The sequence below is a fragment of the Vibrio sp. J383 genome, assembly GCF_023503985.1.
In the GTDB taxonomy this organism is placed as follows: Bacteria; Pseudomonadota; Gammaproteobacteria; order Enterobacterales; family Vibrionaceae; genus Vibrio; species Vibrio splendidus.
Genome location: NZ_CP097293.1, coordinates 1,810,399 through 1,836,540 on the forward strand (window position 1 = coordinate 1,810,399; position 26,142 = coordinate 1,836,540).

24 protein-coding genes and 1 pseudogene are annotated in these 26,142 nt (G+C 43.8%); 13 read left to right on the top strand and 12 right to left on the bottom strand.

Annotated features, from left to right (window positions below; genetic code table 11):
• Positions 1-63 precede the first annotated feature (63 nt).
• The 3 genes from M4S28_RS08155 to M4S28_RS08165 all read left to right on the top strand — a co-directional run bounded on the left by M4S28_RS08155 (position 64) and on the right by M4S28_RS08165 (position 3,717).
• Positions 64-735: a hypothetical protein gene (locus M4S28_RS08155; RefSeq protein ID WP_249632688.1), complete on the top strand. Its 672-nt coding sequence runs from the start codon at positions 64-66 to the stop codon at positions 733-735.
• A 170-nt stretch (positions 736-905) separates the two neighbouring features.
• Positions 906-1,388: an enoyl-CoA hydratase gene (locus tag M4S28_RS08160; RefSeq protein WP_249632689.1), complete on the top strand. Its 483-nt coding sequence runs from the start codon at positions 906-908 to the stop codon at positions 1,386-1,388.
• A gap of 442 nt (positions 1,389-1,830) precedes the next feature.
• Positions 1,831-3,717 carry a methyl-accepting chemotaxis protein gene (locus M4S28_RS08165; protein WP_249632690.1) on the top strand — a complete coding sequence of 629 codons (1,887 nt, stop codon included), beginning with the start codon at positions 1,831-1,833 and terminating at the stop codon, positions 3,715-3,717.
• A gap of 106 nt (positions 3,718-3,823) precedes the next feature.
• On the opposite strand, the gene M4S28_RS08170 is transcribed toward M4S28_RS08165, so the two are convergent.
• Together M4S28_RS08170 and M4S28_RS08175 are read right to left on the bottom strand one after the other, a co-directional pair.
• Positions 3,824-4,225 (bottom strand): ACT domain-containing protein, encoded by a 402-nt coding sequence (locus tag M4S28_RS08170; RefSeq protein WP_249632691.1) that lies wholly within the window; start codon positions 4,223-4,225, stop codon positions 3,824-3,826.
• A 128-nt stretch (positions 4,226-4,353) separates the two neighbouring features.
• Positions 4,354-5,247 (bottom strand): LysR family transcriptional regulator, encoded by an 894-nt coding sequence (locus M4S28_RS08175; RefSeq protein ID WP_249632692.1) that lies wholly within the window; start codon positions 5,245-5,247, stop codon positions 4,354-4,356.
• 177 nt (positions 5,248-5,424) lie between these two features.
• Between M4S28_RS08175 and M4S28_RS08180 the strand changes: the two genes are divergently transcribed.
• From M4S28_RS08180 to M4S28_RS08190, 3 genes are all read left to right on the top strand, one after another.
• Positions 5,425-6,327 (top strand): Vmh family MBL fold metallo-hydrolase, encoded by a 903-nt coding sequence (locus tag M4S28_RS08180; RefSeq protein WP_249632693.1) that lies wholly within the window; start codon positions 5,425-5,427, stop codon positions 6,325-6,327.
• 308 nt (positions 6,328-6,635) lie between these two features.
• On the top strand, positions 6,636-7,451 hold the full coding sequence (locus tag M4S28_RS08185; RefSeq protein WP_249631532.1) for a TauD/TfdA dioxygenase family protein: 816 nt from the start codon (positions 6,636-6,638) through the stop codon (positions 7,449-7,451).
• Between the two features lie 256 nt (positions 7,452-7,707).
• Complete coding sequence (locus tag M4S28_RS08190; RefSeq protein WP_249631533.1) at positions 7,708-9,756, top strand: ATP-binding response regulator; 2,049 nt, start codon at positions 7,708-7,710, stop codon at positions 9,754-9,756.
• Positions 9,757-9,937: 181 nt separating this feature from the next.
• Here the strand turns inward: M4S28_RS08190 and cqsA are convergent, their stop codons facing one another.
• Both cqsA and M4S28_RS08200 read right to left on the bottom strand, forming a co-directional pair.
• Positions 9,938-11,119: an alpha-hydroxyketone-type quorum-sensing autoinducer synthase gene (gene cqsA, locus M4S28_RS08195; protein WP_249631534.1), complete on the bottom strand. Its 1,182-nt coding sequence runs from the start codon at positions 11,117-11,119 to the stop codon at positions 9,938-9,940.
• Between the two features lie 358 nt (positions 11,120-11,477).
• Positions 11,478-12,860, bottom strand: a complete 1,383-nt coding sequence (locus M4S28_RS08200) for an aminotransferase-like domain-containing protein (protein ID WP_249631535.1) — start codon at positions 12,858-12,860, stop codon at positions 11,478-11,480.
• A gap of 103 nt (positions 12,861-12,963) precedes the next feature.
• On the opposite strand from M4S28_RS08200, the gene M4S28_RS08205 reads away from it, so the two are divergent.
• Positions 12,964-13,857 (top strand): EamA family transporter, encoded by an 894-nt coding sequence (locus M4S28_RS08205; RefSeq protein WP_249631536.1) that lies wholly within the window; start codon positions 12,964-12,966, stop codon positions 13,855-13,857.
• Between the two features lie 143 nt (positions 13,858-14,000).
• On the opposite strand, the gene M4S28_RS08210 is transcribed toward M4S28_RS08205, so the two are convergent.
• The 4 genes and pseudogenes from M4S28_RS08210 to M4S28_RS08225 form a co-directional block, all read right to left on the bottom strand.
• A complete protein-coding gene (locus M4S28_RS08210) occupies positions 14,001-14,396 on the bottom strand; it encodes a DUF1090 domain-containing protein (protein WP_249631537.1) in 396 nt (131 codons plus the stop codon).
• Positions 14,397-14,601: 205 nt separating this feature from the next.
• Positions 14,602-15,606 (bottom strand): CobW family GTP-binding protein, encoded by a 1,005-nt coding sequence (locus M4S28_RS08215; protein WP_249631538.1) that lies wholly within the window; start codon positions 15,604-15,606, stop codon positions 14,602-14,604.
• On the bottom strand, positions 15,596-16,156 hold the full coding sequence (locus M4S28_RS08220) for an LbetaH domain-containing protein (protein ID WP_122056208.1): 561 nt from the start codon (positions 16,154-16,156) through the stop codon (positions 15,596-15,598). Before M4S28_RS08220 ends, M4S28_RS08215 begins: the two co-directional genes overlap by 11 nt.
• A gap of 62 nt (positions 16,157-16,218) precedes the next feature.
• Positions 16,219-16,661, bottom strand: a pseudogene (locus M4S28_RS08225) (Fur family transcriptional regulator).
• A gap of 653 nt (positions 16,662-17,314) precedes the next feature.
• On the opposite strand from M4S28_RS08225, the gene ihfA reads away from it, so the two are divergent.
• From ihfA to M4S28_RS08250, 5 genes are all read left to right on the top strand, one after another.
• On the top strand, positions 17,315-17,611 hold the full coding sequence (gene ihfA / locus M4S28_RS08230; protein ID WP_004734853.1) for an integration host factor subunit alpha: 297 nt from the start codon (positions 17,315-17,317) through the stop codon (positions 17,609-17,611).
• 530 nt (positions 17,612-18,141) lie between these two features.
• Entirely contained in the window at positions 18,142-18,447 is a 306-nt protein-coding gene (locus M4S28_RS08235) for a c-type cytochrome (RefSeq protein ID WP_249631539.1), read from the top strand.
• Complete coding sequence (locus tag M4S28_RS08240) at positions 18,444-19,670, top strand: molybdopterin-dependent oxidoreductase (protein ID WP_249631540.1); 1,227 nt, start codon at positions 18,444-18,446, stop codon at positions 19,668-19,670. Before M4S28_RS08235 ends, M4S28_RS08240 begins: the two co-directional genes overlap by 4 nt.
• Complete coding sequence (locus M4S28_RS08245) at positions 19,670-20,173, top strand: cytochrome C (protein ID WP_249631541.1); 504 nt, start codon at positions 19,670-19,672, stop codon at positions 20,171-20,173. Before M4S28_RS08240 ends, M4S28_RS08245 begins: the two co-directional genes overlap by 1 nt.
• Entirely contained in the window at positions 20,170-20,754 is a 585-nt protein-coding gene (locus tag M4S28_RS08250; RefSeq protein WP_249631542.1) for a c-type cytochrome, read from the top strand. Before M4S28_RS08245 ends, M4S28_RS08250 begins: the two co-directional genes overlap by 4 nt.
• 152 nt (positions 20,755-20,906) lie before the next feature.
• Here the strand turns inward: M4S28_RS08250 and M4S28_RS08255 are convergent, their stop codons facing one another.
• Entirely contained in the window at positions 20,907-21,683 is a 777-nt protein-coding gene (locus tag M4S28_RS08255; RefSeq protein WP_017077978.1) for a RelA/SpoT domain-containing protein, read from the bottom strand.
• A gap of 323 nt (positions 21,684-22,006) precedes the next feature.
• On the opposite strand from M4S28_RS08255, the gene M4S28_RS08260 reads away from it, so the two are divergent.
• The gene (locus M4S28_RS08260) at positions 22,007-22,660 is read left to right on the top strand and encodes a thiopurine S-methyltransferase (RefSeq protein WP_249631543.1); all 654 of its coding nucleotides are present in this window, start codon (positions 22,007-22,009) and stop codon (positions 22,658-22,660) included.
• A 215-nt stretch (positions 22,661-22,875) separates the two neighbouring features.
• Here M4S28_RS08260 and purT read toward each other — a convergent pair whose 3' ends face one another.
• The 3 genes from purT to M4S28_RS08275 all read right to left on the bottom strand — a co-directional run bounded on the left by purT (position 22,876) and on the right by M4S28_RS08275 (position 26,142).
• Positions 22,876-24,051, bottom strand: a complete 1,176-nt coding sequence (gene purT, locus M4S28_RS08265) for a formate-dependent phosphoribosylglycinamide formyltransferase (RefSeq protein WP_017077980.1) — start codon at positions 24,049-24,051, stop codon at positions 22,876-22,878.
• 167 nt (positions 24,052-24,218) lie between these two features.
• On the bottom strand, positions 24,219-25,106 hold the full coding sequence (gene cdd, locus M4S28_RS08270; RefSeq protein ID WP_249631544.1) for a cytidine deaminase: 888 nt from the start codon (positions 25,104-25,106) through the stop codon (positions 24,219-24,221).
• Between the two features lie 358 nt (positions 25,107-25,464).
• Positions 25,465-26,142, bottom strand: coding sequence for an LrgB family protein (locus tag M4S28_RS08275; RefSeq protein WP_249631545.1), 678 nt, complete (start codon positions 26,140-26,142; stop codon positions 25,465-25,467).

The following is a 26,142-nucleotide window of genomic DNA, read 5'->3' on the forward strand; positions in this document are numbered from 1 at the left end:
CCAGTTAAAGTTAATTAATCACATTTTATCAGCCAAACCTAATCAGCCGAAAAGGAACAAAACATGAAAACTATTACATTTACCGCATTTGCAGCTTCAATCTTATTATCTACCTTTACCAGCGCAGCAGACTATGCCGTTGAACTTGAGTGGAATACAAACAACTTAGAACAAGTCCTCGACAATATTCCGGAACAAAAAGCTGAATTCAGTAAGCTGATTGACCAAGGCGAGATAAAAGATATGTATGTATCGCATAGTGAGATTGATGGCCGTTCGGTGCAGTTACTGCGTTTTGTTATTGAAGCGAATGACTCACAACAGGTCCAAGCCAAATTAGCTCACCTACCTCTTTACAAGAAAGATCTGGTTAAAATTGCCAAAATTATTCCGCTAGGCTCAAAGTGGTTAGACAATACGCCAGATTACAATAACTACGGCGTCACAATCACATGGAAGCAGGGAATTGAAGCCCTTGAAATAGACCGTGTGCTTAGCATTGATTTACAAAGAGTGATCAGTCTCAACCAAGCAGGGCTTGTGACGTCATCATATCTTGATACGCAAAAACTTGAGAACAATGTTGTTCGACCTGTGTATTCGGTTTCTTTTATTGCTAAGGATGCGCAGCATGCAAAAGAGCTAAGTCACCAATTTGAAGCTGTTACGTTGGGGTATGCTGATGTGAATGTTCAATATTTGGGTTACAAGCTTTCTTTGACGAATAACAAATAATAGTTGTGATTGAGTGCTGCTTATTAACGAATAACCCTAATTATTGATAACAGCACCAAACTTACTCAGATACTCAGATACTCAGATACTCAGATACTCAGATACTCAGATACTCAGATACTCAGATACTCAAATAAATAGACAAGCAAACAAATATAAAAGCGAACAGTATGAATAATCGATTGATCAATTTTCTAAACGAAATCGGCACCATCATGTATGTGGGCGGTATTTTGTCTCACATTGTAATCGGCGCTACGCTAGGCCACGAAACTGCCGACACGGCTTACCATGTTGGTACTTATAAAGAGTTGAGTGCATACATTCTGATTTTACCAGGGTTAGCATTAAAGTTGTTTGCTGATTTATATTGTTACTTTTCTACAAAACAGAAGCCTAATTGGTTAAAAATGAAACTTGTGATGCTAGCGTTCTTGAGCGTCAATGCATTCGTGTTCTTGGTGCCGATGATGCCTGAAATGGTAGAGCTTGCTAAAGCATCAATACCTCAAGGAAAGGTAAGCCAAGCGTACCTAGACAAAGCTAAAATTGAAGAGCTGATCGGTATGTCTAATGCGCTTCCGCTGCTTGCAGAGTTAATACTGGGTTCATTCAAACCAAAGCTATTTGGTGAAAGAAAGATCAAAAGCTAGAAAGTGAATTTTTCAACACCTCACTTATTTGAGTCTCAATTTGTAGAGGTTATTAATTTTCAATAAGTTAAGTAATCTAAGTGTACGGATATCAATATTGACTGGACAAGAAATTATATTTAGTCAGTGCCAGTAGGAATAAAAGAGGACTGAACGTCATACGTTGGGTCCTTTTTTATTTGATGTATCAGCGTACTGATAAAATAGAACGCATTCGATAAGTCATCCCCTGGAGAGATTGTCAGATATGATTTATTGAGGGGTGGCGGGCTATTTACTCCATGAATATGCCACTGTACGTGCCCTCGTTCACACATATCAATAATTCAATCCTCTGGTTGGTTCTATTATTTATTTTAAAGCGTAAAATATATGCAGCTTGCAATCGTCTTGGTAACAAATTTGTCGCCACGGTTTTTTACTTCCAAATTATAGGTTTCCTATGTTCAAGAAACTCTCGCTTAAAAATAAGCTAGCGATATCAGCTAGTATGGCCATCATCCTGGGGGGGATTTTGGTCGAAGCATTGTCTTTTCGTGCTTCATTGCAAAGGTTGGATATTGAAGTTGAACAGCGCTTAGAGGGCGCATCGGCTTCGTACAATCAATATGTATCGGATTGGATCTTATCCAAAGAGCGTGCGCTTACTTCTCTTTCGAAAGAATCCAAACAAGAAAGCTTGGTGACTCATCTAAAACAGGTTCGTGACTCAGCTTCTTTTGATAATGTCTTCTTGGCATTTCCTGATGGTTCGCAAAAGAACGCGAACGGAGTAATACTGCCGCCGGGCAATGATGATCCCCGTTTATGGGGGTGGTACACCAATGCGGTTGCGAACCCAAGCAAGGTGTTCATGGATAACCCAACGGTTGCTGCAGCAACTGGGGCGAACGTTGTTTCATTAGGAACAGCAATGCAACTGCATGGGCAACAGGTTGTGTTGGGTGCTGATGTAGAAATTACAGACATCTTAAACAGTCTAGAGCAGGTGATTCTTCCGGGTGAAGGTTACATGTTCATCGCGACCAACAAAGGCACGGTTTATACGCACCCTGACACTAAGTTACTGAACAAGAATATCAGTTCACTTGGGTTAAATTTCTCCGATGTACAAAAGGCTCTGACTAGCGGTAAAGACACTTCTATCGAGCTGAATGGCAGCGACTATGTTCTGTACGCACGTGCTATTGACGGAACGAGCCTGATTACAGTGAGTGTTGTTAATCATGACTCTCTGGTTGCACCGTTATTTGATGCAGTGATTGGTCAAGTTTTGGCGACACTGCTGGTCGTTATTGTATGTACCATACTGTTTAACCTTTTGTGTACTATTCTATTCCGTCCGTTGAACCACGTATCTCAAGCATTGGCGCAAATCGCGAATGGTAGCGGTGATTTAACTCAACGTATTCATGTCGAAAACCAAGACGAAGTGGGGGAGCTAGCGCATAACTTCAATACGTTTGTGGGTAGTTTACAGCAGTTGATTGGTCATATTCGTGGGCAATCAGAACAGCTAAACAGCCAGTCAGAGCAAAGTGCTCAACGTGCGAACCGTTCTGTGGACGAGCTTAATCACCAACAGCAAGAAATCACAATGGTGGCAACGGCTGTGACGGAAATGGCCTGTGCAACTCAAGAAATTGCATCGCATGCCGAGCAAACAGCAAAAGCGGCACAAGACTCAGCGACAAGTACTAACAGTGGTCACGCTTTGGTTGTAGATACTAAAGGTTCGATCAATAACCTAGCCAATGAAGTGAACGAAGCGGGTAACGTGATCAGCGAGCTAAACAAGCATGCTCAAGAGATCTCGACGGTACTCGCAACGATTCAAGGTATTGCAGAACAAACTAACTTGCTTGCTTTGAATGCTGCGATTGAAGCAGCTCGTGCTGGTGAACAAGGTCGTGGTTTTGCTGTGGTGGCTGATGAAGTACGTGTGCTTTCTCAACGCACGCATTCTTCTACTGAAGAGATTAAATCGACGATTGATATTCTCCAGAGAACAACGGCCCAAGCGGTTGAGCTTATGGAGAGCAGCTCTAAACTGGCAATACATTCAGTAGAAGATGCCGACCGAGCTTCGCATGCGCTTGAAGAGATCAACACGGCGGTTGCTTTGATCAGCGATATGGCGACTCAAATCGCGACGGCTGCTGAAGAGCAAACACATGTGACGGGTGAAATTACCCAGAACGTGACGACCATTAAAGATGTTACCGACCACCTAGTTGTGGGCGCACAGGACAGCTTAACTGAGTCGAACGAACTTAAGAGCCAAGCCGCTGGTTTAAGTGATAAAGTGGCGACTTTTAAGCTTGCTTAACTGTTTTATTAGCTGATGCCTGATCAGTGAATGAACAGTAAGCAATAAGCCAAAGCGACGTAGATTACGTCGCTTTTTTTGTGTCTGTGAACAATAGAATTCTTTACTAATCCGCTTCTGAAAAATCTCTAAGCGCACTCATTGCGGCTTTAGCTTTGTCTTTCTGAACGAAGATATGATCGTGATAAAAGCCAGCAATCACGTTGGCGCTAATGCCGTAAGAACCAAGCTTGGTGGCAAAGGCCGCTGTTAATCCAACCGCTTCAAGGCTGGAATGTACAGACAAAGTAATCAGGCTAAACACACCATCGAAATCGAATTGAGCTTGGCGTGCGGCATCCTCCGTGAGCACCAAGGTTAAGCCTTCTTTTTCACGAAAGGTCGCTATTGGGTCGAGTTGAACATAATCTGCCAATCCCCCGTCTACAGTACAAAAAACATAATCACCTTCAATGAGCTCTGGTGACATGGACTTTAACAAAATGTCTAAATCGGTAATGGCAGTCATCGTCTTTTTCCCTGTGTAGTCGTGTTGGTTTATGGTGTTGGATAATGCAGCCAAGATAGAATTTAGCTTTGCATAAGTAAAATTGATAATACTTATTTCACATCAGTATCGTTAATGAGAGAGTTTATCTACCAGCTTGTCGACTGTTCCATCTCGTTAGACAGGTGATCGATAAAGGCTCTTAACAGCGGTGTGATTTGTTTACGCGTTCCATAAACCGCGTGTACACCCAGCGTTTTAGGCTTCCATTCAGAGAGCAGAGGAACCAATAATCCGTTTTCAATTAAGCCTTCCACCGAAGGAAACGGCAGCAAGCAGATACCGTTGCCTTTGAGTGTGGCAGAAAGCAGAACCTCTGAGGTATTCGCACTGATGTTCCCTTTAATCGGCACTGATTCGAGCCCATTAGGGCCATTAAACGTCCACGCGGTTTTGCCAAAATAACTGAATGACAGGCAGTTGTGGTGCGCTAAATCTTGCGCGTTTTTGGGTGTACCTTTCTCTTTTAGATATTGAGGGGACGCGCAAATCACCGAGCGACATTCACCTAGCTGTTTAGCAACAATATTGGGTGTCAGTTCGTTGGTAATGCGAATGGCTAAATCGATGCGAGATTCAACAAGATTGACCGTTTGATCGGTAGAAACGATATCAATTGAGACCTCTGGCCATTTATCGATGAAGCGACTGATCACGTCCATCAAGAAGCTATCGACAATGGAGTAACTGGCAGTAAGACGCAGTCGGCCTTTCAAGTGTTCGCGGCTTTGATTTCTGATACCTGCTAACGACGCCTCAAGGGCAAGCAACTCTCTAGCGACTTCAAGCGTCTGTTTTCCTGCGCTGGTCAAGCTCAAGCTTCGAGTGGTTCTATGAAGCAGGCGCGTTTCCATCCAGTTTTCGAGTTCACCTAAGTATCGAGTGACTTTGGTTCGAGAGAGATCAAGGTGCTCTGCTGCTGCACTCAAACTGCCACGTTCCACTATGGTGACAAAGACATTCATTGCCTCAAGTTTATCCATTGTTCCTATTACCCAAATGATTTTTGAATCTAATCGCTACCAAAAAATTAGTATATGTCCGAAAATCGCAACAGTGAAAGTCAATTTGATGTCTATTTCATCTAAATTCAATCAAATAAGATGTTTGGACACTCAATGAGTTGGCAGGCGTTCAGCTCTTAATAACGGAATAAAACTATGAAAAAGTTATCTAAAATCCTTTTATCAAGAACCGCGCTTTTAGGAACAATGAGTTTAGGAGCCATGCTAGCTGCATCGAGTGTTGTCTCTGCTGCCGAGCTAAACATCACTCATTACAATCCGGGTGAAAACGCGATATTCCCCGCAAGCTCTGTGTTGGTTTCAGGAGAGAAAGAAGTGATTCTGTTTGATGCGCAATTTAGTGTCGCAGATGGGCAAAAGCTGGTGGATCAAATTAAAGCGACTGGCAAAGAGCTATCGATGATTTACATCAGCAGTGGCGACCCGGATTTCTATTTTGGCTTAGAACCGATTGTGGCGGCATTTCCAAGCGTTGAGGTCGTTGCCAGTGAGGCGATCGTTGCTCACATCAAGCGCACTAAAGATGCAAAGCTAGAGTACTGGGGCCCAATCTTAGAAGACAACGCTCCGTCTAAAGTCATTGTCCCAACCGTGCTTAACGACACCACGCTGAACCTCGAAGGCGAAACCATCGAAGTAAGAGAAATCAATACACACCAAGCTTACCTGTGGGTGCCGTCTGAGAAAACGGTGTTTGGTGGCGTGTCGGTGTATAGCGGTGTACATGTATGGATGGCAGATACTGCATCAAAACAGATTCGTAGCCAGTGGTCACAATCATTAGAGCACATGAAAGCACTTGAGCCTGAAGTGTTGATTCCTGGCCACTACTTAGGTGAAATGCCAACGGGTGCTAACGGCGTTCAATTTACGATGGATTACGTGGCAGACATTGAAAAGGCACTGGTAAGTACAAGCAATCCAACGTCTGTTGATATCAGTGATTACATGAAGAAAGCATACCCACAATTTAAGGCAACAGAAGGCGATCTAGAACTGGGTGCCAAAGTGCTAAGTGGTGAGATGGAGTGGCACTAAGTTCATTATCTCGGTTGTGTCTCAGAAAAGCTTGAAGATTGTGTGCTAGATTTAAGTTGATACACAACTGGAGATATCGATGATCTGGCTTTCAGTGAAAGTACTACAGATTGGACTTGTCTATGGATACAGGAAGTATCAAAAAACGAAAAGAGCTCCAGCTTAGGGGCTCTTTTTTTGTTTCGGAGAGGCGATTTTCTATTTCAAGTGGGAAAGAAAATCTGCATTTGCCCGGTTTACTGTTAGTAGTCAGATTAGCCTAGTAGCCAGATCAGTCCTGCAACTCAAAACCCCCAATAAGCGAAAATATGTTGAAAATAGAACCCATTACTCCTCACATCGGAGCTCACATCCATGGATTAGAGCTTTGTACGTGTAGCACCGATGAACTCGATAAGGTGTATCAGGCACTGATTACCCATCAAGTCATCTTCCTAGGTGATCAAGTACTCTCACCAGAACAGCATTTGATGATTGCAGATCGTTTTGGACAACTTGAGCCAGCACATCCGTTTTTTCCTCGCGTCGAGCATGCACCTCAGGTGAGTGTGATTGAAACAACGCGAGGCAATGCTCCGATGGAAAGTTATTGGCATACCGACTTAACCTGGCGAAAACTGCCATCGAAAGCGTCGTTGCTGCATGCTCAGCATATTCCAAGCGTAGGCGGAGATACGATTTGGTGTTCGATGACCGCTGTATTTGATTCATTAGATGAAAGTATGAAAGCAAAGCTGAGGGGCTTATCTGCGACTCACTCGCTGGTGGCTTTTGAAGGCATAGAGTCGGATCAGATTGAGCTTGATTGGCATAAGTCGTTAATTAAAACCGCACAGGAAAATCCACCAGTAATCCATCCTGTTGTTCAGAGCCATCCAGAAACAGGTGAAGAAACACTTTATATCAATGAGCAGTTTACCCGTTATATCAATGAACTCGATCGTCAAGAGAGCGATGAGTTGCTCAGCCAGTTGTTTGATATTGCACGACGTCCAGAGTATCAGGTGCGCTTCAAGTGGGAGAAGGGCGCGATGGCGATATGGGATAATAGGGTCACTCAACATTATGCAGTGATTGATTACGGCGATACACCACGGAAAATGCACCGAGTAACAGTGACATAGCGGTAAGCTGAACACAGTTATCAAAGGAACACCGTGCATGCCCATCCCTTGAACCAAGCTCTCGTACTTAAATTTAAGTGCCGGCAGGGTGGATCATTCATCTACGCTTAATAATAAAAACAAAAGCGTTGATACATATTTGATTGAAACCTCACTGCTCGGAGGTGATGTGTAATATAATCACGGCAAAATAAAAGAATAAAAATCAAACCATAGAATTAGTACACGTTAGGGCTTAGAGAATAAAGAATTTCGTATGAACGCTATTCGTAAAGTTTATCAGTACGCAGAACCAAACCTTACTCTCGTGGGTTGGATGGGCTTTGTCGGTTTCCCAATTTACTATATTGTGTGGGAGCTCTTGTTCCCTCAGCCTTATGAAAACTTAATGCTGCGTCTGTTTTGCTCAGTATTATTTTTCGGCATTATTTATCGCAATCGTGTCCCATTTGAATGGCGAAAATACCTTCCGGCTTATTATCAAGTCGCCGTAACCCTCTGTTTACCGTTTTTCTTCTTCTACATGCTGCTAATGAATAATTGGTCCAGTGTTTGGGTTATGTCTTTCATGTCGGCCATTTTTCTTCATATTTTATTGGTACACGTCACCAGAGTGATGTTCGCACAAACCTTTGCCGGAATTGGCTTGGCAACCTTGTGCGCATGGGCGGCGCAAGGTTTCTACCTAGAACTCACTATGGATTGGACGCATGTGCCAATCTTCTTATTTATCTACTTGTTCGGCAACTTGTTCTACTTTCGTAATCAGATGGAACATGAGAATAAGGTGTCGTTGGCGAAATCTTTTGGAGCAGGTATTGCTCATGAGATGCGAAACCCTCTGAGTGGTTTGTTGACCTCTATTGATGTTATGCAGTCAATACTGCCAAACCCTAAAAGTGGTGATCACAAAGGGCAATATGCTTTAAGCAACGAAGAAGTCATACAGTTACGTGAAGTGGGCGATGAAGCGATGGAGATCATTCACTCAGGTAATGAGACGATTGACCTGTTACTGACTTCAATTGATGAAAACCGAGTATCTCGATCTACCTTCAAGAAGCATTCAGCACAAGCGGTGATTGAGGGTGCGATAGACAGCTTTAACTACAAGCGTTCAGCCGATAAATCAGCAATCTCTTTAGACGTACAGAGTAACTTTGATTTCTTGGGTAGCGACACTTTGTTGAAGTACGTGATGTATAACTTGTTCAAGAACGCATTCCACCATCGCAGCCCTGAAGATTTTCATATTCATGTCACCATGTGTAGTGATGAAGTGGCTAATCAAATAATGGTTACCGATAACGGCTCAGGCATCTCAAATGATGTGATTCGACGCATTTTTCAGGACTTTTATACTACTGGCCAATCGGGTAATTACGGTTTAGGTTTGCCATTTTGTCAGAAGGTAATGCGCTCGTTTGGTGGTGAAATTAAATGTCAGTCTGAAGTGGATCAATGGACACAGTTCACGATGACTTTTCCATCTTTGTCTTCCCATTCGGTGAAAGAAATCAAGAATGAACTGACTAAACTTAAGACTGTGCTATTGGTGAGTGACCAGAAAGTTCTCACCAATAAAATGACTGAGGTAGTCCGTTTTATGGGGTTTGAGCTCACGGTGTTGGATGTAGCATCAGCGCTTAAAAATAAGGAATACCAGTTCGAATTCGACTTGATCTTCGTTGACATGGAGAGCTTGGATTTAAGAGCAAGTTGCCTCGATAGGATTGAATCTTTACTTTCGTTCACTGAAGCTCGAATCATCTATTTGTATGAACATCACCCAATTAAGCGTGTCCGAAACGTTGCTTTTGAACCTATTTGGGTGGAAACACAAGTTTGGCTACTGAATACCAAGGCGACCATCGAACGCTTACTTTTCGACTCCAACTATGTGATGCCATCAGTTTCCGTAAAACCGCTAGAGGCTACCAATAAGCGCACGATCATGGTGGTCGACGATAACGAATCTCTGCGTCGGTTTACCGCGATGTTATTGGAAAAACAGGGCTTTGATGTAGTGCAGAAAGAAGATGGTCAACAAGCCTTAGACGCGTTGGATAGCGACGATATCGATTTGATTCTGATGGATATCGAGATGCCAATCATGGACGGTGTTGAAGCTTCTCGTCGAATTCGAAGCGCTAACAAAGCATACTCTTCAGTGCCTATCATTGCTCACACGGGTGACAGTTCTCCAGTGACATTGGAAAAAATGGAATCATCAGGCATGTCAGACTTTATCGTGAAACCGGCAGACAAAAATCGACTGTTCGACAAAATTGCTCACTGGATTTGATTTGTTGTACCGTCCAGTTATCCGGCTGAACTAAATAAATGAACACAAAAAGAGCTCAGCAATTTGCTGGGCTCTTTTTGTATCGCGACATGATAGCGTCCATTCAGTCCTGCCGTTTATATTGTTTATCGGAAGGGGTCTTATCTTTCAAAGAATCCTGTTGTGTGAATTGCCCTTACAATCACATGAACTCTAATTCCGGATGATTGTACGCTTCATGACAAACGGTGAGCACATGGTCAATATCTCTTGGTGTCATGTCGGCATTCACTGAAAAGCGGATGATGTTTTTGTTCTTGCCCGTCGCGGGGCGGCAGAAAACCGCACCGAATACATCTCGTTCTTCGAGGAAATCACGAACACGTTCGGTGTTTCTTTCACTACCACACTCTAGTGCCACGATTTGAGACTCGCTGCGGATGTTAAAGCCAATCCGTTTGAGACCAGTAGTGAGCGATTTAGCGCTTTTGAATAAGGCTTCTCGTTTGTCTTCTGCGCCTTTTATTACCTCTAATGTTTTCTCTAAACGAACCACCTCTTGTGGTAACACGGTCGAGCTGAAAATAGCTGGATACGCGACAAAAGGTAAGGTTTCTGAAAGCTGCTTTGGCCCAAGGATAGCACCTGCACGATAGGCAAAGGTTTTAGCCAAGCTAACGGTAATGAAGTCGACTTGGTTAGTGAGACCCAATGCGTGAACTAAGCCAGCACCATTTTCCCCATGCGTACCCAGTGAATGCGATTCATCAACGACAACGGCACAATCAAACTCTTGCGCCATTTCGTAGATGTCGCGTAGTGGGGCGATGGTCCCAATGGTGCTGTAAACCGAATCGACCACAATAACGCCTGAGCCGTGGCGCTCTAGCTGTTTGCGCAGGTGATTCATATTGTTATGCATAAACGGGTGGGCGAGGGCGCCTGCAGCGCGAATGCCTTCCCATAGTGACATGTGTGCAAAGAAGTCAATGTACACAGGTGTGCCCGGTGGGCAGATGGTTTGCAATAGCCCAATATTAGCAGCCCAGCCAGACTGAGAAAGCAAACAGCTCTCCATTCCGACATAGTTCGCGAGCTCAGTTTCGAACGCAGGTTTAGACTGTTCATCTTGTAAGAAAATTGCAGACATTACCACGTTGTCATCGTGTTCGACAATCGCCGCTTGATGGGCTTCTTGGATCGTTTTGTCGTGTGATAGTGCTAAGTAATCGTTGCTCTGCATCACAACAGCATTGCGCTTAGGTCGTTTACCCAATACCAAATGTTTTTGGCTTTCGTTTTGGGTAATCAGGTCTTGAATATAGAAGTTCAAGCGTTCTTCGATAAAGGAAGGTAGTGGTTTGGTTTTTGTTTTATCACTCATAATAGTTCTCTTCAAATACAGGAAAACGCCAGCGCTGACCGGAGGTATATTGAAGAAAATAAATGAGCTGTCATTAGCCAAGTTGCATATTTTTGCACGCCCTTGCAAACTCTGTATTTAAGGGTTTTGAGGTGAATGATTTTCCTTACAGTTCGGGGATTTAGCCTAGTTCTGATAGGAATAATAGCTTCCTTTTTTATGATAAAAGGCTATTAAAATTAGGTGCTCGTATGGTTATAAAAGGTCGACTCTGAAAAGCTACGGTGTGCTAGCTTTGTTTATTAACTAGCACGTATTAGCTATGAATTAGCACGTATTAACTATGAATTAGCACGTATTAACTATGAATTAGCACGTATTAACTATGAATGTGAATCAGTTCTATTAAGTCGTCCAATTGCAGCTTGGCTTTCCCCTCTAACGAGTAACCAATATTGATGCGTAAGCAATTGCTGTAAAGGTCGAGAGTGCTGAACAGGTGCCCAAGCCTGATATCAATGTTCTGGTCGGCAACTGCCTGAGCAAAGGTTGATTGGTTCAAGTTGGGTATTTGCAGCCAAAGCACCATGCCACCTTGTGGGTTACTTATCTTCACATCTTGAGGAAGATGCTGAGCTAAATAGCTTAGGTATTGCTGGCGTAATGAAAGGATTTGAGCACACCTTCTTCGAACGTGTTTTGCGTATTGACCAGATTCGATAAAGTCAGCAACCGCAAGCTGAGTCGGCAGGGCAACGCCATAGCTTGCTGCAGAAAACTGAGCCTTGTATTCGTTGATAAACCTACCCGGTAAGCACCATCCTAATCGGTAGCTCGGCGACAGGCTTTTCGATACCGAACCACACCACAGCACGTATCCACCTTTGTCATAGTATTTTGCTGGTAGTGGCGTGTGTGAGGAATAGGACAGTTCCAGATACACATCATCTTCAATGATCGGCACTCGATAGTGATTCGCTAATTCAGCAAGCTTTTGTTTTTGACTAGCCGACATGTTGATCCCTTGAGGGTTCATATGAGAGGTACAAAAGATCGCGGCATCCACTCGTTTATTCTTCAAATGCGCTCCCAGTTGTTGCAAGTCGACACCATCATCTAGAGACGGGATCTCGATGATTTTTCGCGACATTTGTCCGAGCAATTCCAGAATACCGTTGAAACATGGCGAGCTAATAGCGATGGTGTCGCCTTCTTTAGTACAAGATTCAAGTGCGGCCTTAATCGCAGACATACAGCCAGCCGTAATCACCATCTCTTCAGGTGAAAAGTGCACATCGAGCTTGGCAAAATGAGTGGATAATGCCTGTCGTAACATTGGCTCACCTTGTGTATGTGGGTAATGGTTTAGCCTGTTGCTCATACGCCTAATAGCGCGGCGAAAACTGCGTTCTAGTTCAACGATCGACGGTTCATCATTGGTGGTGCTTGAAACCCCTAAAGGTCCGTTGATTGAGTTGTGAGTCGAAGAAATTTGCTTGACGCTCGACACCTTACTCTCAAACTGTGCCCACTCGGGCGTTGAATGAACATGCTTGTGAGCAGAAACAAAATATCCCGCTTGCGGTCGAGAATGTATCCAACCCTGTGATTCCAGTTCTTGGTAACAGCTCACCACGGTCGACATGCTGATGGCCTGTTGCTTAGCCAATTGACGCAGCGAAGGCATGCGTCCGCCTTCCGGTCTTTTGCCGGCTTCTATCTCATCGATAAACTGATTGGCTAGCTTTCTGTAGATGCTCATTGTCACGACCGTTAGTAACTGTACTGGTTTTTATTGTGAAAATTGTATCTGTACTGGTTTTATTGTTCAAGGGATACTCATTCAAAACAAAGGAGGGGTGAGTATGAAAAGAAATGATTTGTTGTTAGCGGTATTCGTTATGGCAATTTGGGGGTTCAATTTCTCGATGATCAAGATGGGCGTGACCAACGTTCACCCATTATTGGCCACTGCAGCACGTTTTTCGTTAGCGGTGATTCCGGTGATATTTTTCGTGGCGAGACCTAATGTTGCTTGGCGCTATTTAGTCAGTTATGGCTTTGTGTTCGGTGTGGGAATTTGGGGTATGGCTTCATGGTCGATTACTGCGGGTTTGTCTTCCGGGCTTTCATCGGTCTTGCTTTCAACCAACGTGTTAATTGGCATGGCGGTTGGCGTTTGGGTGTTCAAGGAGAGTGCTTCCGTTCGTAAATTAATGGGTGCGATGCTAGCGATGTGTGCGTTAGCGGTGTTGGTTTCCGCAGCAACGGGCAACGTGACACTCAATGGTGTTATCTTGATTATGATAGCGGCATGCAGCTGGACCTTGATGGGCGTGATTGTTAAGGCATCTAAAACCACTCAGGCTTTCGCATTTAACGTGTGGGGGATGCTGTTTGCTCCGGTACCATTGGTGTTGTTTGCCGTGATGTTACACGGTGACCAAATTATCTGGCAGGGCATTGAACAATGGGATTGGAATACGACGATTGCGGTGCTGTTTCAGGCTTATCCAACCACGCTATTTGGTTACTGGGTGTGGAATAAGCTACTAATTCAATACCCGTTAAGCACGACAGCGCCGTTAACCTTGCTAGTGCCAATATTCGCGTTGATAAGTGGTTACTTTATGTACGACGAAGTGTTGTCAGTCGCTCAAGTTGTTGCATCTGTACTGTTTCTAATCGGTATCGGTTTGATTGTGAAGCCGGCGGAATCTGGTGCAGCCAAGTTAGTGGGAAAAGTAGTAAAGCAGTAGTAAAATATGTGTTTGATGGCCAATACACATAGAGGTCATCGCATTACAATCCAGTTTAAATACAAAGGCCCCGCAACTGCGAGGCCTTATATAAGCTTGGTTTAGCGATGATTAATGACGCTTCCTAATCATTGAGCCAAACATTAATCTAATGTCGAAAGTTCTTGTTTGTATTCCTCAACCTTTGCTTTTTCTTCGTCGATCTTTCCTAGGTATTTAGCGACCTTGTCGTCTTCGTTGAAGTTTTGTGCTTCTTGAAGTTCTTCTTTGTACTCAACGATTTCTTCTTGCGCGTCTTCAATATCATCCATTAACTCTGACTTTAGTTCTTCGTTGGTACAGTATGTATTTACCTGATCTAAAGCGTCTGTCAGTCCTTCTAGCTTGTTGTCATATCCGTTGGCTTTCGCGATATCAATTTTCATTTCAATTTCACACGCTTTTTTCTCACAACCAATTTTTTGCGAACAGTCAGAAGCCTGTGCGGATAAAGGGAAAAGGAACAGAGGTAACAATATTCTAATGCTGTATTTTGACATCGAGATGGCCTGATTTGGATTAGGTGAATAGAATGAGTTCGAGACGCAATTTACAGGCTCAATGCATGAAAGACTATATCGTTTAGCCATCAGAAAAAGACCAATGATATATCGACATCTTAAGTTCAGTGTCAGGTAGCTTTCGTCTGAACCCTGAGTGACTGAGATTATGTCATTCAGGGGAAAGTAGATTTGCTCCCAGCGATTAACTGACTAAGCATTGAAGCAGGTGAGTTTCTAGGTCGCTATCTATGGCCTGACCGATCACTTCAATTCTGGTTTCGGCACACTCATCGAGCTCTGATTCCGTCAAGCCATCTTCTGTTAAGTTGTAGCCGAAGATACCACTTTGGGTAATGAATACCGCTTTCATTCGCTCAGCTTCCAATCCCATTAAAAAGTGTCTCAAACGCTGGTGGTCAAACAGTTTCTCTGCTGAGAATCGCCAACCAACACTTTCAAAACCTTCACCTTGGTTGGTCGCTTTGATCATGCCGCTTTCTGGCATGGGTAGTTCTGAAGCGAGCGGCTTTTCTTGTTTATGGATGTGGTGGTGATGGTGCGCTTGTCGACTGAAAAAACTAGTGTCTCCTTCGAACTCTTCAAAAGGGATCTTTCCATGGTGAGCGAAGACCAACTTGGTATTCGGGTGACAAATCTCGGTGACGTAATCAGCCAGTGCTTCGGCGTCGCCATCTTGATATAAGTCGACCTTGTTACCAACCACCGTATCGGCAATGGTGATTTGCTGATTGAAGGTATCGTGATTTGAGTAGCGAGAATCAGAGAGCTTACGCGCATCGACTAAGGTGACGTTCTTCTGTAGTGACAGGACTTTACGGTAGTGCTCAGAAGACAAAACTTGCAGTACTTCTTTAGGATGCCCAAGCCCTGTTGGTTCGATCAATAGTCGGTCTGGTTTTGCTTCTGATAGCAATTGGTTGAGCGCGATTTGCATCGGTAAACCTGCCGCGCAACACATGCAACCACCGGGTACTTCACGAATGAACACTTGTTGTGTGGTCTGGTTACCTTGAATCAAGCTGCCATCAACGCCGATTTCTCCAAACTCATTCACTAACACAGCCCAGCGTTCATTTACTGGCTTGTTCTTCATTAAGTTGAGAATCGCAGAGGTTTTTCCTACTCCCAGGAATCCGGTAATAATGTTGGTTGGAATACTTAACATAGGTGACTTATCAGAGCTCATTGGCAATTCTCCTATAGCCTTGAACTAGGGTGTGGTTGGCTGAAACCACAGACTCTGAAAATGCAGAGTATTCGGGTGGCACTTTTGAGATGCTATTTAAATCAAACCCTGACCCTATATTGGTCATTGGTGGCACATGGAAGCTTTCCGGTAAATCGAGCCCATCTACTACACAGTTGTGGCGAATCACGCAACCTTTACCAATCACAGCATTAAATACCACCGAGTTGAAGCCAATAAAGACATCGTCACAGACTTCACAAGGCCCATGAATGATGGAGCGGTGAGCGATAGAAGAGCGTTCTCCGATGGTAACCGCGGCTCCTGCTTTAGAGTGAATAACCACACCATCTTGAATATTGGTGTCGCGCTTAATCACAATCGCTTCCATGTCACCTTTCTCGTTTATCTCGTCGGCACGAATGACGGCGTAGGGGCCGATAAACACGTTATCTTCAATGATGACTTTACCGCAGATGATGGCGGTCGGATCAATGAAGGCAGTTTCGGACACGTTTGGCATATGGCCGCTAGGGTTTCTTCTTAACATATTGAGCTCTTTTATTTTTTCGTAATGCCACTGGGTATACCACCATTGATGGCGCTGGGCATTTATGTATCGACGCATTTATCGCATACGCAGCTGATCTCTAACTGCGGGCTTATTACGGTGAAGCCTTCTTGCTTTGCGTGAGATTGAAGATCGCGAATAATGGAAGGGGCGATGGTTTGCTCGCTGATTTTGTCGCACTTAGAGCAAATCAAAAATTGCGGGATACCGTGTTCATGATCGCAAAGGATATGGTCGCAAAGTATGTACTTATTGGAGACTTTTAGTTTGTGCGCTAAGTGCTGCTCTTCGAGAAATTCTAACACCCGGTAAACCGACATCGCTTGAACGTGTTGATCAAAGTGTTCCTTACAATATTCAACGAGTTCATACGCAGACAGCGCTCTGTCGGCATGAACCAGTGCACGCAGTATCAACAGTCTCTTAGCGGTAAACTGTTTTCCGTTTGTTTTACGTGCTCGATGATCGCTTCGATGTCTCTCATTCAATCCACAAAATTAGTGATGACATAGATATGTTATAACATAACATTCAATCGCAAGGAACGAACTTTTACTTAAAGAACCTCTTAGGTGGGATCTCTCTTTTCAGGCTTACTTTGTAGATGAATATTATCTGTTTATTGCCAATCATTTTGCATGTTGTGCCAAAGAAGCTTTTTTATGACGTTGTGATTGTCGGGTAAAACCCTAAATGCACACGTGTTGATATAGGCTAATTCGAATTAAATGCTGAAATGATACAAATCTCATATTTAATAACGCTTATTTAGTAACCTCTGTTGAGTTCGATATCAAATCAAGTGGCTGATTTTATTGGGTATCGGAGAGAAGTCTCAAAAATTATCATTTAGGCCTCTAAAGTATTAAATTCTATTTTCAGTCAACTAATAGGCATGTTGTTCTATTTGATGGTGGTTAAGTAGATGTTTTTTAGCCATATATGTGAATTTACAAGCGACTTATCTTTCTGATTTGAAAGAATAATTAAATAGTTGAGATAAAAAAGTTGGCGAAAATCAGAAGCTTGGCATACACTTTCCTTGTAAACGACCTTATCTCATTGATTGAATAGGGTAAATGCTTTGGCGCTACTGGCGATGGTAGCAATGTATAACATAGCTTTGAGGAAAGTTTTATGGCACTCACTAAAGCCGATTTGGCTGAGAACCTGTTTGAAACACTCGGATACAGCAAGCGGGATGCCAAGGAAACGGTTGAAGTGTTTTTCGAAGAAGTTCGTAAGGCACTTGAAAATGGCGAACAGGTAAAACTGTCTGGTTTTGGTAACTTTGATCTTCGTGAGAAAAACGAGCGACCTGGTCGTAACCCGAAAACTGGTGAAGACATTCCAATTTCTGCTCGACGTGTTGTTACTTTTAGACCGGGACAAAAACTAAAGGCCCGAGTCGAGAATATTAAAATCGAGAAGTAGCCAAGCAATAGACCACGCCTAGCGTGGTCTTTTTGTATCTATCCCCAAGGAAAACACCCATTCAATTTCTAACGGCTTTGAGCTTCTAACTCCTAAACCCAATCCTAGATTCACTAATCATCATTCATTCTCGTGTAGCGGTACAAGCGGGAACTTAGCAATCGCTAACCACGAACTACCAGTTATTCTCGCATGAACTCTGTTTACGCACGTCAAGCAGAGCTCTTATGTTCTAGTTACTCTCCACAGTCGTTCAATACCTACCATTTCAGCTCAGTCATACAACTTTGTTCCCAGTGCCTTATCTTGTCTCCATACATCGACGCCCGTCTTTATTTATTACCCGCACATTTAAAATGGACAGCTAGGCAGTATGTATTCAATGCACCTTATTTGTTTTTTAAATCCGTTCAGCGAAATTGAACAGAGGTTAAATCTAATTTAATTTAAATCACTCGAGTGATTTGCTGTAATGCGCTCAATAAACAGCCAGTTAATCTATTTTGTTGATCTGAATCTAAGGAGAAGCTTTGCGTAAGTCCGCTTTAGCTTTGATGTTACTCTTTTTATCGACTGTCGCTTCGGCAGCGGAGTACCAGCAACTCGCCAATATGTGCATTGCTTGTCATGGCGGTAATAACGACACCTCGTTTCCCTCTATCCCAAACCTTAAGTGGCAGAACCAAGTCTATCTTGCTGAGCAACTGACTGACTTTAAAAGTGGTAAGCGTGAGGACAAAACGATGTCCAAAGTCGCGCAACTATTGTCAGAAGAAGACATCAAGAAGTTAGCCAATTACTTTTACCAACTGAATAACACAGGGTCACCGCAATGAGTTTAGATAGAAGACAGTTCCTTAAGGCCGCGCTTTCAGCAACCGCAGTATCTGCATTGCCGGTGTCGTGGGTATTTGCCGCAAATCGCCCTGAAGGTTTAGCTGCACTGGATATCAACGCATTAACGTGGGCAAAAGCTGAAGATCTACCAGATTACTACACCGTTTTAAATACCAACCCTTTGAATGCATATCCGCCAGAAAGTATGCTTGCGCCAGCCGTGACTCCTGCTGATGTTCCCTTTGTTCGTTGGAATGGCTTGATGCCTGACTTTACGGAGATGGACCCTGATACTTGGACCTTCGAAGTGAAAGGTGAATCGGTAAAAAAGAGCAAAACCTATACGATCGCAGAGTTGAAATCGAAGTTTAAGCATCACACACAAAGTCTTGTGTTGGAGTGTGGTGGTAACAGCCGTAATAACTTCTATCCAAGCACTAAAGGCAATCAATGGAGCAATGCTGGCGTCTATTGTTCACAGTGGACAGGTGTGTTGTTGAGCGATGTGCTTAAAGACTGTGGAATTAAAGATGATGCGGTTTACGTCGGTAACCATGGCTTTGATAAACACTTGAGTGGTAAAGGTGAGGCGATTTCACGTGGCGTTCCCATTGCAGCTGCGATGAACGATAACGCGTTAATCGCATGGGAAATGAATGGCGAGCCGATCCCTTATCTTCATGGTTACCCGCTACGAACGGTATTTGGCGGTCGACCGGCTTCTGTTTCTCAGAAATGCACGACCGGTATCAGTATTCGAAATAAGATCCATGATGGACACAAGATGGCAGCTCCTGCCTATCAAGTGCCTAAGAACCCAATCGCACCGGGTGAGAAAGTGGATAACAAAGATTTCCGAATCATTGAAGAGATGATCGTTAAATCGTTAATTACTTCGCCAAAGAGTGGCACTGAGTTTGTGTTAGGTAAGAAGGTCAAAGTCAGTGGTCATGCTTGGGCTGGCTTGAGAACCGTTGAGAAGCTGCAAGTGAGTTACGATTACGGTACTACTTGGCATGATGCGAAGCTGAACAAGCCAGTAAATAAGGGCGCGTGGCAACACTGGGAAGCTGATTTAGACCTTCCTACGATTGGTTATTATGAGATCTGGGCGAAGGCGACCGATAGCGAAGGCGATAGCCAGCCAGTTGTGCAACCGCAATGGAATCCTAAAGGTTACCTGTTTAATGGTTGCCACCGTATCGCTGTAAGAGTGTCGTGATGCTGTCTATTTCCAATAAGCCTAATTATGGCCGTTCGAAACAAGTCAATTTGATTGATGGCCTCTCATTTCATGCAGACTCAACTCCTGTCAGTCAACGCAGTTACCGTAAAGGCATAATGAGAGCGGCATTGGTGTGCAGCTTGTTAACGTCGATGCTTGTTCATGCTGAAGACATTCCGGAGAATCCGAAAGAGTATTACGGCGTAGACAAAACGTCGGGTCTGATTATGGCACCCGGTTGGGAGACCGTGAAAGGGCAATGTAACGCCTGCCATACCAGCTTAATCGTTGCTCAGAACAGCGGCAACAGAGAGCAATGGCGTGAAACCATTCAGTGGATGGTCGACACTCAAGGGCTGTGGGATCTGTCGGATACTTGGGATCCGGTATTGGATTACCTCAGTACCTACTATCAAGACAAAGGCATCGATATGAACAAGTATCGTCGTAAGCCTATTGATAGCGCCTTGATGCCACCTATGCCGGGAGAGAGCCAATGATCATCAATCGATTAAAGCGGACCTCTCTTGCGAGTGGAATTGTTGCGAATGGAGCTGTTGTTAATAGAGCTATTGCTAATAGAGCTGTTGCAAATACAGCTATTGCGATAGCCGCTGCAGCAATAGTTTTGTCGTTATCGGCGTGTACTGATGAACAGCCGAGCACTGAAGATAAAGTTGCCTCGCGAGTCGAATCATTAGGGATAGAGTCGGAACCAGCACCGAAGCTTAAAGCGGAAGCTAAAACTGAGATTGAAACGCTTGTCGATAGCAAGGTAACCACCAAAGATTACATACCGAGTTTAGTTTCAGGTGAAAAGTTGGTTCAGAACTTATGTAGTCAGTGCCATGGTGACAAGATCATTCCCTTCGTACAATCTTATCCAAACATCAAAGGTCAGAAAGCTGGGTATATTCTTAAGCAGCTTCGTGATTTTAAAAGTGATGAACGCCAAGATTTGTACATGCAGTCGGTGGTGAAACACCTTTCGGATGAAGACTTACAAGATGCGGCGGCGTTTTATAGCACGTTGAAGCCATTGGATTTATACAATCGCACTAAAGAGTATTATCGCCAATAGGTGAGGCTTTCTGGGACGCTGGTTAAGTTGGTTTTTACGAGGTTCGATAGGTAAAATAGTTGATAACGATAGGTAAAACAGTAAATAAAACAAAGGGCTGCGATTATGCAGCCCTTTGTCGTTCTTGTTTATGATAAGCGCTTAGCCAGTGGTTAAGCCGCTTTGATGTGCGTGGTAATGTATGGTTGCCATGCTTGTTGATAAAGCTCTAAAGATTGGCGTCTTAGGCTATTAATTTGTGCTGCTTCAATGTCATTGATAGGGCGTTGTTCTGCAATTGCGTGACGCTCAATGCCTTGGATGATTTCGTAAAGCTCGTGCTCAGGGCCACTTTTCACATCAGCAATCGCTTTTAAGTGAAGTTGAACCTCTGCAATGATGTTGGTCTTTGGCAAACGAACCAACAAGTTAAGGTCACGGTAACCAGAGTCAGCCGGTGATTTAAACTTGTTTTTCAGCTTAACAACGTCTGCTTCACGGCTTAGTGCTTCGTAAACTTCAACCAAGCTCTCGACATCATTCGCGATGATAGTTGCACGGGCTAAGTCGGTAATTTTTGTCACATCACCATCAAGCTCAAGGGCGATTTTTTCTTCTGCACGAGCTTGAGACTTAACGCCAGCAAATAGCGCTTCAGAATTGGTGAGTAGGGCAGTACTTTTGCAGATAGTTTCTAGTTCAGCTTGGCCTTGATGCGCTTTGCTGTACAGAATATCGAAGTCGGTGTAAGGCTGAGTCGGGCGTGAGTCGAAGGCTTTGATGCCGTAAAGGCCGCTCAAACTATGACGGAATACGTTTGATGAAACTTGGTTTTGCGCAGGAGTGCGCGTTTGATCAGTCGAACTTGTTGAAACAGGTGCTGCTGCGAATGCAGGCGCTCGGCTCAATACCAATAGCATTAGGGCCGTCGTACGGAGAAATACACTCATTCAAACTCCAAAATACAAGGTTACAAAAACGGGTAGTTAAAAGGGGTAACCAGTAACGCACAAGAGTAAAAATAGCTTAACTAAACTCACTACATATTAAATGGGGCTAGCTAAGACAGAAACCAACTCTAACGTTTAATATTGCTTTAAAATGTGAAGATATAGACAAATAATCCAACCGTTAGTTCCGCAATTATTAGAACTTTGAACTTAGCCATTTTCTGATTTTATCGAAACCAATGTGGTACTTTAAACCAAGCTAAGGTTGCTCTTACCTCTCTATACTGTACCCTTGCATTATGACTGTTTAACATGAACGAAAGATGAATAATCCTGAATTTTGGCACAATAAATGGGCAGCCAACCAAATTGGTTTCCACCTCGAAGATGTAAACCCACTTCTGATTAAATTTTGGGAAAAGACTGAGCCTAGCTACGAGAAGAGTGTGTTTGTTCCACTTTGTGGCAAAAGTGAAGATCTGATTTGGCTAGCTTCAAAGCATGAAGATGTTCAAGGTGTCGAGTTAAGTCAGATTGCGGTTCGCGCATTTTTTGCAGAGCACCTTTACACCCCGACTGTGACTCAAATCAGTGGTCAGCACGAGCTGTATCAATTCGATGAACTGAACATCTACACGGGCGACTACTTCTCTGCGCCAATCCAGCCTGTCGATACCATTTATGATCGCGCGTCTTTAGTCGCATTGCCTGAAGAGATGCGAGTGCAGTATGTAGAGCGTTTGAAACAACGACTGAAACAGGGTGGTAAGATCCTTCTAGTGACTCTGGATTACGACCAAAGCGAGATGGCAGGGCCTCCGTTTAGCGTACCTAAACTAGAGATTGATCAGTTGTTCGCGGGATACAAAATCACATTGTTGAATCAAGATATTGCAGATGATGAACATCCGAAGATTGCCAAAAAAGGCTTGTCTCGATTTAGTGAAGAAGTGTACTTGATTGAGTCAGACGCTTAAGCGCAGTGAGCTCTCTAGCGAAAAGACCGCTTCAATAAAAAAGACAACACCAACAAAAAGACGGGCTCGATAGCCCGTCTTTTTTGTTGTTCATATTTGAAGTCGTGATTGCTCAGATGCGAGAACGTAATGGTTCAGATCTGAGTTAGTCGTTACCAATTAGTAGTCATTAGCTAGAAAATAGTAATTAGCAGCTAGTAAATAGTAATTAACAGCTAGTAAATCACTTTTACTTTAGAAGCACTCTCAATTGCATCTTCAATCGCAGTCTCAGTGCTGTTGCGACGAGTAAGCGCCACACCTAGACGACGGCGACCATCGATATCAGGTTTACCAAACAAGCGAACTTGCGTCTGTGGTGCGTCTAGCGCCTCTGTAAGACCTTCAAAACGAATGTTGGTTGAAGTGCCTTGGCCCAGAATAACCGCTGATGCACACGGGCCGTATTGCGTGATGGATTTGATCGGCATACCCGTAAAGGCGCGTACGTGCAGTGCGAATTCAGATGAGTCTTGAGACATCAATGTCACTAAGCCAGTATCGTGTGGGCGAGGGGATACTTCGTTGAAGATAACGTGATCGCCTTTAACAAACAGCTCGACACCAAAGATACCGTGACCACCTAGTGCATTAACCACTTGTTCAGCGGTGTATTGCGCTGTTTTAAGTGCGTTGTCTGACATGACTTGTGGCTGCCAAGACTCACGGTAATCACCATCTTCTTGGCGGTGGCCGATTGGTGCACAGAAATGAACACCGTCGACTGCGCGAACGGTAAGTAGCGTAATTTCGTAATCAAAGTCGATGAAGCCTTCAACGATTACGCGACCCGCGCCAGTACGACCGCCTTCTTGTGCGTAGTCCCAAGACTTCTGAATGTCTTCCTCTGTTTTGATAACGCTTTGGCCTTTACCTGAAGAGCTCATTACTGGCTTAACAACGCAAGGCATGCCCACGAATTCAACAGCGGCAGCGAAGTCTTCAAAGGTGTCTGCAAAGCGGTAAGGAGAAGTGCTCAGCTTTAGCTCTTCTGCAGCTAGGCGACGTATACCTTCGCGGTTCATCGTTAGCTTAGTCGCATTTGCAGTGGGAACGACATTTAAGCCTTGCGCTTCTAGCTCTACCAACTTGCTGGTGGCAATAGCTTCAATTTCAGGAACCACATAATCTGGTTTTTCAAGTTCAATGACTGCTTGCAGTGCATCGCCGTCTAACATGTCTAATACATGACTACGATGTGCAACTTGCATTGCGGGTGCGTCTGCGTAACGGTCACATGCAATAACTTCCAAGCCTAAACGTTGGCACTCGATAGCAACTTCTTTGCCGAGTTCACCTGAACCTAATAGAAGTACACGAGTAGCATTTTCACGAGTAGCAGTACCAAACATAGAAATTCCTTCCGATCTTTTGAGCGATTGATTGAAAACGGGGTGATCATACTTATTTCAATGATAAAAGCAAACGTTTGCGCAAGTTGTTGCGTTAATTACAGGTATAAAAAAAGCAGCCCCGTTAAATAGGGCTGCTTATTTAAAACTTTGTTAATTAGATGTACTTAGATTGCTAAGTAAGTCACTGGAATGTCGGGATTAATCGCTTCTAATGTAGACTGCGTATCCGCTAGGTGACTGATGCTACCTTCGGCAATTTCAACCAACGCTGCACTTTCAACCTGTTCAAAATCGAAGCCAGCCAGTTTAAGTTGAATCAACGCCACTTGTAGAGGAGGTAAGCTCGGGTTGAACGCTGCGTTTTCAGCGTAAGCACCGGTGAAAATCTCACCCGACGTCAATTGCAGTGAAACACCACTTAGGTTTTTGGTGTAAGGAGCATGGCTGCGGTTTAGTGCTGCTAGAGCTTCTACAACAATAGGCGTTGTTTCTTCAGTCGTGTGTTTATGATCAAGCTTAGTCATTAGGCCAGTCGTCACACCTAAATCAGCAGGGCCGAATGAGTCTGGTAGGTACTCTTGCAGAGACATTTCATCACGTTGTGGAAGCTGAACTTTAAGTTCTTTTGCTGTGGTCAGTTCGTTCATGAATTGACGACAGTGACCACAAGGGCTGAAGTTGATGGTGATATCAGAAATACCTTGTTCGCCTTTCATCCAAGCGTGGCTGATTGCAGATTGCTCAGCGTGTACTGTTTGGCCAAGTTGAGCACCAGCAATTTCAAGGTTTGCACCAAAATACAGAGTGCCAGACAAACCACGCACGATTGCACCAACATAAAAGTCAGATAGCGGAGCGTAAGAATAGGCTGCGGCAAAAGGAAGTAGCGCAATACGTAGCTCGTCATCCGCTAAACCACTTGCTTGCAGTAGGCTAGCAAATTGTTCTGGAGACAATGTCGCGTCAAAGTTGTCTGCTAATACGATGTCACTCAAAAGTGCTTTGATTGCTGTTGGAGCACTTTCCAGCGCCAGGGTAATACGACTGTTCATGTTGAATCCTTAATTGACCTTAGGCTTTAATTCTATGCAATGCTCAGGAATTTTCCGTGACTTTGATCACTACTGTGTTGTTGTTGTTACATTGGTTTGCATAATTAGAGTGAGGTCACAGATGAAATCGATTGCAAGAGTAAAAACTACCATTGATATCGCACTTATTGCTTGAAATTGAGTTTGGTTTGTCACGTATTGATGAATAAATGAGAGAAAAAAGCCCAAGCTATCACTGAAATAATCAGGTTATGCTTGGGCTTATTGATATCTGTAACGCTTAAAAGTCGCGAACCAGTGAGTTTAGCTATTTACCAACTCATCTATTTAGAGTGCGTATAAACTGTAATCAAAGTGGTTAAGAGTAGAACCAAACCACAAGCGAAAATATACTCGGTGCAATGATCGAGGTAATTACGCCACAAAGTACTAAAGCTAGGGAACTGAATGCCGCATCTTGTGGGTTCTTTTCAGCGCAAGTTGCCGTTCCCAAAGCATGCGATACCGTGCCCATGGTTAAACCTCGTGCGATAGGGCTCTTAATACCGATCAAATTGTAGATAGGGTAAGCAAAAATTGCTCCGAACAAACCGACAATAAGTACCAGAATCGCGGCAATTGCCGCTTCGCCACCTAAATGGCTTGAGACTTCCATCGCGATCGGTGTGGTGACCGACTTACCCAACAAACTCGCGATCAAACTTAAATCCGCTTTAAAAGCCACGGCAATCAATGCGGTTGTGGTCATCGACATCACGCTGCCTAGCGTGCAAGCAAATGTGATAATGCGCCAGTTAGATCTGATTTGAGGTAACTGTTCATATAAAGGGAAGGCAAGTGCCACTACCGCAGGTTGAAGCATGTAGGTAATCCAAGTGTTGTCTGCGTAATAGGTTTCAAAAGGCACTTTGAAAAACAACAGAATCGGAATGATGATACTAATACTGATAAGTAGAGGATTACAAAACGGCGAATTAACTTTTTGGCTTACCCAACGAGCAAACAAGAACACCACAATAGTCAGTAGAATCCACAT